General features: G+C 54.3%; 4 protein-coding genes, 3 tRNA genes and 2 rRNA genes. 5 read left to right on the top strand and 4 right to left on the bottom strand.

The annotated features are described in order from the left end of the window. Window positions 1–176: 176 nt before the first annotated feature. The 5 genes from AC1DWZ_RS10840 (at window position 177) to AC1DWZ_RS10860 (ending at window position 4,085) form a co-directional block, all read left to right on the top strand. Window positions 177–252 (top strand) — tRNA-Ala (locus tag AC1DWZ_RS10840). 95 nt (window positions 253–347) lie between these two features. Continuing rightward, window positions 348–424, top strand: a tRNA-Ile gene (locus AC1DWZ_RS10845). Between the two features lie 318 nt (window positions 425–742). Continuing rightward, a 23S ribosomal RNA gene (locus AC1DWZ_RS10850) occupies window positions 743–3,513 on the top strand. A gap of 121 nt (window positions 3,514–3,634) precedes the next feature. Continuing rightward, window positions 3,635–3,749 (top strand): 5S ribosomal RNA (rrf, locus tag AC1DWZ_RS10855). A gap of 261 nt (window positions 3,750–4,010) precedes the next feature. Continuing rightward, a tRNA-Met gene (locus AC1DWZ_RS10860) sits at window positions 4,011–4,085 on the top strand. A 1,044-nt stretch (window positions 4,086–5,129) separates the two neighbouring features. Here AC1DWZ_RS10860 and AC1DWZ_RS10865 read toward each other — a convergent pair. Genes AC1DWZ_RS10865 through AC1DWZ_RS10880 form a run of 4 tightly spaced genes read right to left on the bottom strand, consistent with a single transcriptional unit; the run spans window position 5,130 to window position 13,127 of the window. Further along, a complete protein-coding gene (locus AC1DWZ_RS10865) occupies window positions 5,130–6,974 on the bottom strand; it encodes a restriction system-associated AAA family ATPase (protein WP_477168901.1) in 1,845 nt (614 codons plus the stop codon). A 4-nt stretch (window positions 6,975–6,978) separates the two neighbouring features. Then, window positions 6,979–8,607: a restriction endonuclease subunit S gene (locus tag AC1DWZ_RS10870; protein WP_477168902.1), complete on the bottom strand. Its 1,629-nt coding sequence runs from the start codon at window positions 8,605–8,607 to the stop codon at window positions 6,979–6,981. Next, the gene (locus AC1DWZ_RS10875) at window positions 8,604–10,313 is read right to left on the bottom strand and encodes a type I restriction-modification system subunit M (protein WP_477168903.1); all 1,710 of its coding nucleotides are present in this window, start codon (window positions 10,311–10,313) and stop codon (window positions 8,604–8,606) included. The genes AC1DWZ_RS10870 and AC1DWZ_RS10875 overlap by 4 nt, the downstream gene beginning before the upstream one ends. 15 nt (window positions 10,314–10,328) lie before the next feature. Beyond that, window positions 10,329–13,127, bottom strand: coding sequence for a type I restriction endonuclease subunit R (locus AC1DWZ_RS10880; RefSeq protein WP_477168904.1), 2,799 nt, complete (start codon window positions 13,125–13,127; stop codon window positions 10,329–10,331). Between the last annotated feature and the right edge of the window lie 2 nt (window positions 13,128–13,129).

Genomic DNA, 13,129 nt, shown 5'->3' on the forward strand with positions numbered 1-13,129 from the left:
GTTAAGCGTCTCACACGCCTCTTTTGCTTTACTTAACAACTACTGAAAACCACTCAAGATTACTGGCTCTAGTAAGGCAACTTACTGGATCCGCCGTCTGCGTATCCCTTCTCGAGAAACAGGCCAGGCCATCAACGAGAGTTGGTGTTGCCGGGCGGCGGTGTTTTGGCACCGTTGGGGCCGTAGCTCAGTTGGGAGAGCGCTAGCTTTGCAAGCTTGAGGTCGTCGGTTCGATCCCGATCGGCTCCACCACTTTGTGGTGTCGCCGATCTCGGATGTTGCGTTTGTCAGCTTTGCTGACGGGGCGGCTCCGCGAAAAGGATCCTCACTGTTTCTCGGAAGAATATGGGCTAGTAGCTCAGCTGGTTAGAGCGCGCGCTTGATAAGCGTGAGGTCGGAAGTTCAAATCTTCCCTGGCCCACCATTGTTTGCGCGCGACGCCTCTCGGAAGAGAGTGCCGCGGCTGAGCGAGTTCAAAGTTTGAAGAGGCGCTGCCGGGTCAAGGCCTGGTGGGTATCTTTGAAAAGCTGTTTGTCATTGTAGATCTGATGCAAGCGACCACGGGCGGTCTTTCCGTATAAACCGCATGTGGGTGGCTGGCTAAACCTAACTCGATTATCGACTTCGTCGATAGTGGGGAGAGGGTAGCTGTCATTCACTGAGCCTGTGGTCGTATAGATTACCAACTGAAGTGCTGAGTGTGCCGAGGCCTTTGGTCTCAGCTTGTGAGATTGAGGGTTAGGATCAAGCGCGTTAAGGGCATTTGGTGGATGCCTTGGCATTGAGAGGCGATGAAGGACGTAGCACGTTGCGATAAGCCACGGGGAGCCGCGAGCAGGCTTTGATCCGTGGATTTCCGAATGGGGAAACCCGGCCGTAAGGTCATCCTTATCTGAATACATAGGGTAAGGAAGCGAACCCAGGGAACTGAAACATCTCAGTACCTGGAGGAAAGGACATCAACAGAGACTCCGCTAGTAGTGGCGAGCGAACGCGGACCAGGCCAGTGGTACTTAATCTTCGAACCAGAACTGTCTGGAAAGGCAGGCCATAGTGGGTGATAGCCCCGTATGGGTAGGAAGGTTTTGTATCCTTGAGTAGGGCGGGACACGAGAAATCCTGTCTGAACATGGGGGGACCACCCTCCAAGCCTAAGTACTCCTCAATGACCGATAGTGAACCAGTACCGTGAGGGAAAGGTGAAAAGCACCCCGATGAGGGGAGTGAAATAGTACCTGAAACCGAATGCCTACAAGCAGTGGGAGCCTTTGCGTGGCAACACGTATGGGGTGACCGCGTACCTCTTGTATAATGGGTCAGCGAGTTCGTCTTACGAGCGAGCTTAAGTCGATAGATGAAGGCGTAGCGAAAGCGAGTCTTAATAGGGCGACCATAGTTCGTAGGATGAGACCCGAAACCGGGTGATCTATCCATGGGCAGGCTGAAGGTCGGGTAACACCGACTGGAGGGCCGAACTCGTATCCGTTGAAAAGGATTGGGATGACCTGTGGATAGGGGTGAAAGGCCAATCAAACTCGGAAATAGCTGGTTCTCCGCGAAATCTATTTAGGTAGAGCGTCGGGAGTTCACCGTTGGGGGTAGAGCACTGGATGGGCTAGGGGAGAGCGATCTTTACCAAACCTAACCAAACTCCGAATACCAACGGGTTATATCCCGACAGACAGACTGTGGGTGCTAAGGTCCATGGTCGAGAGGGGAAGAGCCCAGACCGCCAGCTAAGGTCCCCAAGTCATGGCTAAGTGGGAAAGGATGTGGGAAGGCCAAGACAGCCAGGAGGTTGGCTTAGAAGCAGCCATCCTTTAAAGAAAGCGTAATAGCTCACTGGTCTAGTTAAGCCGTCCTGCGCCGAAAATGTAACGGGGCTAAAGCCATGCACCGAAGCTGCGGGTGTGATCAAGGTAGCGTCCTTGGTCACGCAGTAGCGGAGCGTTCCGCAAATCTGTGAAGGTGTGGCGTGAGCCATGCTGGAGATAACGGAAGCGAGAATGCTGACATGAGTAGCGATAAACAGTGTGAGAGACACTGTCGCCGTAAGTCCAAGGGTTCCTGCGCAAGGTTAATCCGCGCAGGGTGAGCCGGCCCCTAAGGCGAGGCCGAAAGGCGTAGTCGATGGGAACCTGGTTAATATTCCAGGGCCTGCTGGAAGTGACGAATGCCGTATGTTGTCATCGCTTATCGGATTGTGATGGCCGCGAAGGTGTTCCGGGAAATAACTCCAGCGTATAGACCGTACCCTAAACCGACACAGGTGGACTGGTAGAGTATACCAAGGCGCTTGAGAGAATGGTGTTGAAGGAACTCGGCAAATTGCCCTCGTAACTTCGGGAGAAGAGGGCCCCATCTATGGGCAACCATGGGTGGGGGGCACAGAGCAGGGGGTGGCGACTGTTTAACAAAAACACAGGGCTCTGCGAAGTCTTTAAGACGACGTATAGGGTCTGACGCCTGCCCGGTGCTGGAAGGTTAAGAGGAGGGGTGCAAGCTCTGAATCGAAGCCCCAGTAAACGGCGGCCGTAACTATAACGGTCCTAAGGTAGCGAAATTCCTTGTCGGGTAAGTTCCGACCTGCACGAATGGCGTAACGACTTCCCCACTGTCTCCAACACCAACTCAGCGAAATTGAATTCTCCGTGAAGATGCGGAGTACCCGCGGTTAGACGGAAAGACCCCATGCACCTTTACTATAGCTTTGCAGTGGTATTAGGGAATGAATGTGTAGGATAGGTGGGAGCCTATGAAGCGCTGGCGCCAGTCAGTGTGGAGGCAACCTTGAAATACCACCCTTTCGTTCTCTGATATCTAACCGCGTCCCGTTATCCGGGACCGGGACCCTGCATGGTGGGTAGTTTGACTGGGGCGGTCGCCTCCCAAAGAGTAACGGAGGCGCGCGATGGTGGGCTCAGGCTGGTCGGAAATCAGCTGTCGAGTGCAATGGCATAAGCCCGCCTGACTGCGAGACTGACAAGTCGAGCAGAGACGAAAGTCGGTCATAGTGATCCGGTGGTCCCACGTGGACGGGCCATCGCTCAACGGATAAAAGGTACGCTGGGGATAACAGGCTGATGACTCCCAAGAGTCCATATCGACGGAGTCGTTTGGCACCTCGATGTCGGCTCATCACATCCTGGGGCTGGAGCAGGTCCCAAGGGTATGGCTGTTCGCCATTTAAAGTGGTACGTGAGCTGGGTTCAGAACGTCGTGAGACAGTTCGGTCCCTATCTGCCGTGGGTGTTGGAGTATTGCGAGGATTTGCCCCTAGTACGAGAGGACCGGGGTGAACGTACCTCTGGTGTACCGGTTGTCGTGCCAACGGCATCGCCGGGTAGCTATGTACGGTCGGGATAACCGCTGAAAGCATCTAAGCGGGAAACCCACCTCAAAACTAATACTCCCTATGAGAGCCGTGAGAGACCATCACGTTGATAGGCCGGGTGTGGACGTGCAGTAATGTACGGAGCTAACCGGTACTAATCGCTCCACTGGCTTGATCTTCGCCTTCTTCTTGCAAGGCACTGTCCTCTAAGGACAGCTGAACTCTAGGCCTCGGCACATTCAGCACTTCATATTGGTAATCGCTCGTCGCAAGATGAGTTTGCAATCCGGCCTTCGATGACCTGGTGGTTATGGCGAGGGGCCTGCACCCGATCCCATCCCGAACTCGGCCGTGAAAACCCTCAGCGCCAATGGTACTTCGTCTCAAGACGCGGGAGAGTAGGTCGCCGCCAGGTCTTCCAAGTCCGGATCAACATGCATCAGARACACAATCACAAACATCAAAAGGCGCGCTCWKCAACAAAGCGCGCCTTTCGTGCTTAAATGGCACGAAACATCCTTACACAGGATGGAGCAGCCCCGTCCGCGACGCGGACAAACAATGCCACCGGGCATAAAACCCCGGCCACAGACTTAACGCGGGATGGAGCAGTCCCCGTCCGCAACGCGGACAAACAATGCTACCGGGCATAAAACCCCGGCCAAAGACTTAACGCGGGATGGAGCAGCCCGGTAGCTCGTCAGGCTCATAACCTGAAGGTCGAAAATTCCAACCTTTCTACAGCTCTCCAGAAACGGCAGCTTGAGAAAATTGCACTCAGCATGCGGTCGCTTCTGTGCCTGGAGTGCCAATGTCGTTAAAAACGCGTCAGGATCTCGGCCACCTTCTTGCCATTCGTCCAGCAGCTGCGTGAGCCAATACTTGCCGTCATTCTCTCCGCAGAGCTTGGCCTTATAGCGCTCCTCGATGCCGTACACATCCTTCCAAGTATCAAGTTCCTCGGTGACGGCAGCGGGGCCAAATTGCAGCGTGATATCCGCTGGCGTCAGGTTGGTGATGTCTGGGTGATGCAAGACAACTTGTAGTTCGATGGAATGCGGCCCCATTTTGTACGGGTAGAAAACGGCGCGGCGCCGGACTGTCCCGGCAGGGTCTTTGGGGGTGTGGACTGGGTTCTTGCTCGTCTTGTAGCTGCTGTTGCAGTGATGACAGGCGGGCACGAGATTGCGAAAATTGATCGAATTGAACGGATATAGCGCCTTCGGTAGGTAGTGGTCATAGGCTTCACGCTTGCTGTGGTATTCACCTAGCAGGTCGTTGATGCCACAAAACGGGCATTTCCCCGCCTTGTTGGTAATCATAAAGGCCTGATAGTGATCGTCGATGTCTCCGATCTGGGCGCGTAATGCGGCCAGATCCAGCAGCGATTGTGAATACAGGCCCTTGAAAAAAGTGCCGAGTTGGTCGGCAAGGCCCTTGTGGTTGACGGCGATGTCAGCGTAGCGCGCCAGCTGCGTCGCCGGGTCATTGGCACACACCTTCTCCAGATCGTTGTTGCCCCGATACCAATGTTGAAACTGCCTGATCTGGGCAGCGGTCAGCGCCGAAAACAAATCGTAGATGCGCTCCACGTGACCATAAAAGAAATCGGCACCTTGGGTGTCGGAGTAATAGAAAGCCTCCATCACATCGCGTAACTCCGCGTTGGCGTCGAACAGGTGCAGATCAAAGAGGCCGCTTGCCGGGGCCCTGCACCACACCTCATGAAAAATGAAGTCGATGAATTCCTGCATCTTCTCCATTTTGTGCGGCACATAGGTGTACGAAAACAGCATCAGACCGGCGCCTTCCCGTTGCCCGGCTGATCGCTATCGAGGATTGCCTTGATCAGCAGCACTTTTTCCACCGAGTCACCGAGTTGCTGGTGAATTTCCGTGATCAATAGTTCCTTGTCATCGACGCCTTGTGCAAAACGTGCCCGCAATGCGTCAAGCAACGCCTGCGCATAGCCACCAATGGTTTCGCGCTTGCCGAAGGTGTTCATGGTGATCTTGTTGATCGAGGCGCCCAGCGTATTGTAATCCGGGTGGCTGATGCTGACCGCGCCACTGTCTTTGTCCTTGGCGAATACCAGCACCTTTTCCGGTTTGCTGTCCGAAATCAGAAACGGCGCGTGGGTAGTGATCAACATTTCTTGCCCCACATTTCCGGTGCCGGGAAGGCACTGGCGGAGCCGAGTGATAAAATTGGCTCGCCAGTCTGGATTGAAGTGAGTTTCAGGCTCGTCCAACAAGAATAAGCTGTTGGTGTTGCGGAACAGCAGGCAAAGTCCAAGGCTGTGCAGTAGCTGGTGTTCGCCGTCCGACAATTCCTTGAGTGATATCGGTTCCGCCACCCGTTGCTTGTGAAAGCGCACGAACTTGAAGCGCATAATGCGCTGGTCGGAGGCGAGCACGGGTACGGTTTCGCTTACATAATGGCTGGGCGACCTGTAAAGGTCAGCTTTGAGTGCATCGCTGGTTGTAAATAGGTTCAATGTCAGCAGAACCTGAAATGCTTGAAACAGAGCCAAAGCTGAATTATCGGGTCTTCCCTGAAAGGCTGAATCGACGAAGTCTTTCTGGAACGCTGAGTCGCCAAAGTTTTTCCGAAAGGCTTCCTTTGTCGCTTCGTTGACCCAGTAATCGAGGATGAGGGCGTCAGTAGTCTCGTCCACATAGTTCAGCGTGGCGCAGCGCTTAAGAGCGCTCACCATCAGGGAGGACTTATCGTCTCCCTCCAATAGTTGCATTAGGTTCAGCCGATAATGGGTAGTGCCATCGTCATCCGTTTCGGCGCGCAAAGCCGGGTTACTTTTGACGATGTCATCAAGTGACTGCCGCTGGTTCTCGTCTTCGCTGGCGAAGCCAACAAGCTGCTCCGGTTGGAGGGGAATGCTGCGCCGAATAACAATACGGAACTCCTTCAGCGCTTCGATACCGATGTCCTCGCGGAAGGGCTGCAGGGTCACTTCATCCTGGAACAGCAAGTTGCAAAGCAGAATGGCTTGGCTGAAACCATTGTCGAGATAAGCCAGCCGCGTTTCCGGATGCCCCGGATAGGGGAGCTGGCGCGTCAGTGCATTCCAATATTCGTCAAACTGCACAAAGCGCAGCTTGAAAAAGGGCAGGCTGAGGATTTCGTTTTCACCAGACGAATAACCAAGCACGAATTGCGGCACCAGGATATCGGCCTGGCTTCCATTGAAGGACTCGTCGACATCGGTACCGAAGTTGCTTTGATTTTCCCACAGAAGGCGCACCGATTCTCCGGAGTTCTTCCGGACAGCGACGTTTGCCCACACTGGACCATCGGCGCGCCTAAATTCTGGCGGCACTTGAATCAAATAATCCAGCTCAAACGCCGCCGGCGGAATATCCCGATCCTCGTTTTGCAGCGCCTCGGGTAAAAAGCTGCGGCGCACGCGCAGCAACTCCAGTTGAAAGAAAATCGCCGCAAGGACCTCCAGGAGATTGGATTTACCGCTGCCATTCGGTCCGGCGCAAACGAAGGGTGCAAAGCCTGCAGGTTGTTCCAGCTCGTCTTGCAGTATCCATTCCGTGCGGAAGTGATGCTCAAAGCCACAGGGCAGGCTGCGAAAGCCGGCCGGGTCGGTGATCTTCAGGCGCAGCAGCTTCATGGGCCTACCAACTGCCGTATGCAGCCAGTCGGGCGCCGGGTTTCAAGCCGACCCGATTGCTGTCGCCGTCAAAATACTGCTCCAGATCGCCCGCATCCAAGGCCTCCAAGAGAAACCCTCTCAACGCGTCGTAGTCCTCGGATGCCATCGTCAGCGTGTCGCCTTCGACCTTGGATCGAGTTGACTGCAGCGCCTGCCATGCCGATTCGATAAGTTGCGCAGTATCCAAACTGGCATCCGGCAAGGTGTTCGTCAGGTACTGTCTCAGCCAATCAACCAGCAATGCGCGACGAACTTGTGGCGGTGTGGGCTGAACCATTTGGTTGGTGACTTCCGTCGGCGTGATCGCTCCCGCGGATATAGGTAGCGGATCGGCCTGCTGCTGCACATCCCGCCCACCCTGCCCTGGCTGAGCTTGTTCGTCGGGCAACGGCACCCGCGACAAATCCAGCTCGCCCTTGAAGGCCTGCTGACTCAACGCCGAGTAAAGAGTTTCGAGGTCGGTTAGGCTGTACTGATACATAGCCTTCAATTCATCAACACGAGTGTGCGTTTCGGCAAATTTCTCCTGCAACTCGATTGGCGGGCGCTTGAGCTTGGTTTCCTTGATTAGTCCGAGATTTAGGCCGCTCATGATGGCGCCTCTATTCTTGCTCCTAAACTGATTCAGAATGAACGGGCTGGAGTGAATGGAGTAAGACAAGAACAATGGATTTGCGACTTCTCTGTTCAGAGTAATCGCCGCCAAGTGCTTCGTATTAACCGCTAAAGGAACATCGTCTGGCACCACCGCTGAGCGACCAATGGTGCCCATGATCGTCACAATCACGTCGCCGGGAGAGACGCGATAGTTCTCCAGCTCTTGATACTTTTCATTGGAAATAAATCGGCGCTCACCCCATGCAAAGCGGTTTTGAACGGCGTTATCGATGCCCAAAACTGCTACATCACCTTCGGCTGTGAATTCGCTGTGCAAGAGATTTGATCCAAAGGGCCCTGTTCGCATGGCTCCCTTGTGGTTAGCAGCTAGATCGCGAATCTCTACCAAAGGCCACGCGTCGTAACCTTGGCAGCTCGGACCAAACATCTCCAGGAATACACTTTTGATCAGGTCGTCGAGTTGTTGCAGGTGTTGTTTGCGCTGAACGATCAGGCCTTCCACTTTGCCAAGCAGATGGGCAATGCGAATTTGGTCGTCGAGCGGCGGAAAGAAGATTTCGAGGTCGTAAAGTTCCTCCTGAGTTATGCCTTTGACGGTAGCGCCAGATCCCTTCCGTACAATGGTTTCCTTCAGTGACAAGACAGCATGTAAAAGATAGCTGGGATCCATAGGAGCTTTTGGAATTAGGGCGCGCAAGTCTTGATTGATGGCGAGATCAATATAATTGATTGCTGCCTTTCCCAATGCCATTCGGGTCGGAATGATCACGTGCCCGCGCGGGATGAGGTTCGCGGAACTACTTTTTAGGCCAGCCTCCGTAATGGCATCTTGAGTTGTCGTAAGCGCTGTCGACGTAAAGTCCTTTACGGTTGCCCAGGGAATTTCCCCTCCCCAGTACTCGCTTACAGATTTTGACGGTGTGCCGCCGCCTTTAAACGTGATGATCTCTCTAAGAGTTTTGAAGGAACTCATCCCACCATCCCCCTCAATTCCAGCAGCTCACGCACAATGCCGCCTTGAATCCTGGCAAGCTCATTCTCATCCACATCACCCACCTCGGCTTGAATCAGCCGATCCAGAATTACGCTTGGCAAGTCATAGTGAACTTCCTCGAACATATCCTCCTTGTAGCGAGAAAGAGAAAGGTCATAACCCTGAGCCTCGATCTCGGCGCGCGGCACCATGAAGCATTTCGCCGTGCGGTCGGTGTCGGTGTCGGTGGATGGATTGCGGGTGTGGTATCGGGTGACGATGTCTTGCAAGTCGCCGTAGCCTTCTTGCTTGGTTCGCTTGTCGTCCAGGCTATAGCCATCGGCCTGCATCTCATAGAACCAGACATGCTCGGTCGCCGGCTTGCTTACCTTGTCTTTCGGCCCCCAGACCTTGGTGAATAGTAGGATGGCGGTGCTCACGCCTGCATAAGGTTTGAACACGCCGCTGGGCTGGGTGATGACGGCCTTGAGATCGCAGCGCTCTACCAGAATTTGGCGCAGCGTCTTGAAGGAGCCGCTGGCGCCGAACAGCACGCCCTGCGGCACGATCACGCAGCCGGTGCCGCCTTTTTTGAGCAGACGGTAAATGTTCTCGACGAACAGCAGTTCGGTCTTAGTGGTGCCCAGTTGCAGGTCTTCATTGATGTCGCCCTTGTCGATGCTGCCGGTAAAGGGCGGATTGGCCATCACGATGTCGTATTCGGATTCTTCGGTAAAACTCTTACTGAGCGTGTCTTTGTAGTCGATGTGCGGCTCGTCAATGCCGTGCATCATCAGGTTCATCAGCCCCAGGCGAACCATGGTGGAGTCGATGTCGTAGCCCCACAGTGAGCTGGACAGAATGGCCTGGGCTCTTTCGGTGAGTGCAGCTGCCACCGAGGTGCGCACGAAGCCGTCTTCATCAGGAGTGAGGTCTTTGGCGCCCGCTTTGATGGCCAGTTGTGTCACGATGTACTGGTACGCACCCAGCAAAAAGCCACCGGAGCCACAGGCCGGGTCAGCAATTTTGTGGCCAAGTTGTGGCTGCACCAGATCGGCCATCAACTTGATGATGTGGCGCGGGGTGCGGAACTGACCGTTCTTCCCTGCGGTGGCAATTTCAGACAGCAGCATTTCATATACATCGCCCTGGATGTCTTGAAAGGCCTGGCCCTTCTCCTGCGAGTCTCTCTCCATTACCTCGAAAATTTCGTCGATGGTCTTCACCGCTTCCACCAGTAGGGCAGGTTTGGGAATGATGAACACCGCGTTTCTCATGTGATGGGTGAAGTTTGATTCGGCGCCATTCAGGTCTTTCAGAAATGGAAAAACGTTGTCCTGGACATGTTCAAGCATTCGATCTGCTGGGCTGAAAAATTTAAATTCGCTCCAGCGCAGGGTGCGTTTTTCCATTTCATAGCGCTTTTCGTCCTCCAGCTTTTTTTTGCGTTCCTCTGCCGAATCTTCCTCACGCAGATTTGCCCTGAATCTTGGCGGAATCCATTTGCCGTCGAACTTGGAGATGTATTTGTCTTCCGTGAACTCGGCGTCGGACTGGCGCTTGAGGTCCTGCTCATCGAGCCGTTTCATGAACAGCAGATAGGTGATCTGCTCGATGGCGGTGAGCGGGTTGCTGATGCCACCGCTCCAGAATTTATTCCAGAGCTGGTCGATCTTGCTCTTAAGTTCGGGGTTGTTTTGCAGCATGGGATTGCCTGTTCGTTATGCGGCCAACCGTTCGGTCAGCTGCAGGATTTCGTTGATTTCGGTTGGGCTGAACACGCCGCGGATGCCTTGTGGGTGAATGACCGTGAAGGGAGTCTTGATCAAATCCTTCTTCTCCACCTTTTCGCGCTCGATGATGAAGTCCTTCAGCAGGTTGAGGAATTCCATCTGCCGGCTGCTTAGCGTGGTGCGGGCGCGAATGAACTGATCGAAGGCGGCGCTGACTTCATCCGGAAAACTTTTGAGCACTTCAATGCCCAGAATGTGGCGGATGAACTGGATAAAGCGCGCCTTGCGGTTTTTGTAAGTGTGTCGTAGCAAGTCTTCGGTAATGTGCGGATGTTCGTCGTGCAGCAGTTCGGCCAGTTCACTTGCCTCTATTGCGCTGACCGCCTCGCCGCTCTTGATCTTCTGCAGCACCAGGTTGTGCTCAGTTAGGTCGGCAATCAAGGCCTCGACCATTTCGCGGTAGCGGGAGATGCTGACTGCTTCGTGCTGCGGGCCAAATTCCACCCATTCCTTCTTGTGTAGTTCATCGGCCAGATCAAGGTGGGTTTGCTCCTGGCCAGTGCTTTGCTCACGGAATTTCATCAGCGTGCCGAGCTTGGCGACCATATCGTCGAAGGCATCTTCATCCGCCTTGGCCCAGTAGTGGTTAGTTTGTGAGGCGCGTATCAGAGTTTCTTCCTGCTTCACGAAGCTGACCGAGAGTGGTAGTTCGCCGATCTGTTCGACTATGGCTTCTTTGAGGGCTTCGGCTTGCTCCTTGTCTTCGTTCAACACAGCCAGTGAGTATTCGAGCAGGTCGCGCTCGAAACGCATGGCCTTGTAGTCGGCCTCAGAGACGGTGCGGAAAAGCGGTTTGATTTCGGCACGCAGAAATTCCAGTCTGTTGTGGCTAAGGTTGATCCAGAAATTGTCTTCGYCCAGCCGCGCCAGTGCGGCGGCGGCTTCCTTGATCACCACTGATTCTTTAGGCAATGCAGCAATCTGAATGCGGAGTTTCGCTATTTCCCGCGCGGCGATGTCGGCTTGACCGCTGTCATTGGCCTTCTCGATCTTGTCGATCCGCAGACCCACGAGCCGCACCGGCAGGGGCAATTGCGGCTTGAGTTCTTTGCCTTTGGGATTGAGCTTGAAGTATTCAAAGTTGTCCCAGCAGTCGAGGATCAGGAACGCGTCTTTCTCGAGACACCAGGGCTTGGGCTTGCGGGCTTCCAGCAAACGCGTGCCGCGCCCCACCATCTGCCAGAACTTGGTATAGGAATAGACTGGCTTGGCGAACACAAGGTTGACGATCTCGCGCACGTCGATACCAGTGTCGAGCATATCCACACTGATGGCGATGCGTGGCATGTCATTGTTGGTGAACTGATCAAGCAGGCCGCCTTTGCCGTAGACGCGCGGGTCCTCCGATACCAACACCTTGGCCAGCTCACCATGGTATTGCGGATAGAGCCTATCGAAAATGTCTTCCATCCGACGTGCGTGTGCCTTGGTGGCACAGAAGAAGATGGTCTTACCCGGCAACACACCGTTGGCATCTTTGATGGATTCCTCCATAAACTCTCGGACAATCAGGGTGTTGGTGCCCATGTTGATGACCTGTTTTTCCAGCTGCGAGCCTTCGAAGTTAATTTCTTCAACTTCTTTGCCTTGCAGGATCAGCTTTTTTTGATCGTCCAATGAAATGGTGCGTTTACTGATGCCTTCCATCTGGAACTTGGTCTGAATCTTCATGACCTGGAAGTTGCAGAGGTAAGGCGGCACGTTGTTCACGGCCTCCTCGAAGGTATAGGCGAAAGTCGGAAGGCCGTCTTCGCAATGAAAAAGCTGAAAAGTATTGTGATCGATGATGTCGGTGGGTGTAGCCGTTAAACCCAGCGTGACGGTTTTGAAATAGTCGAGCACTTCGCCATAAGTATTGTAGATAGAGCGATGGCTCTCATCGATCACGATGAAATCGAAGAAGTGAGGTGACAGATGCTGTGCCTCATCTCGGATGATGTTCAGCATCGTCGGGTAGGTGGCAACGTACACGCGGCGGTCTTTGGCGATGAGCTTTTCGCCGACATTCGGCCAGCGTGGCTCGTTGGGCATGTGCTCTTTGAACGCCGCCAGCGCCTGCTCACGCAACGGAATGCGATCTACCAGAAACAATACCTTCTCGGCGTGCCCGGCGCGCATCAACGCATCGACCAAGGCAATGCAGGTGCGGGTCTTGCCGGTGCCGGTAGCCATGACCAATAGGAAGTCCCGCTTCTTCTGCTCGATACCTTCAAGCACCGAGCGAATAGCGCGGATCTGGTAGTCGCGACCTGCAATTGAGGTGTTGATGAACTCCTGCGTCAGCGGCTTGCGATTGCGGCGGATATAGGCGAAGCGCTCCAGATCGTCGCGCGTGGGAAAGCCGATGACCTTGCGAGGCGGGGCGTTTTCTAAATCCCAGAAGTAGCTTTCGTAGCCGTTGGTGTAGAAGCAGAACGGCAGCTCACCACCCAACTGTTCCCGAATGTTGTAGCAATACTGCTTGGCTTGCTCGCGGCCGATGGCGGCATCCTGGCTGGACTTCTTGGCTTCGATCACGGCCAACGGCTTGCCGTCTTTGCCCAACAAAACGTAATCGCTGAACTGATGCCCCTCATAAGGAGTGCGCGGCTCGGCCACGCCTTCCGGGAGGTTGGTTAGGATATCGAACTCTTCAACAACTTGAGTTGGGTCTTTTATGTTCCAGCCTGACTGGGTAAGAGCCAAATCAATAAGCTCGGCTCTTGTTTCGGCTTCAGTACTAGGCATGA

Source organism: Dongia sp. P2_B8, assembly GCF_056404715.1.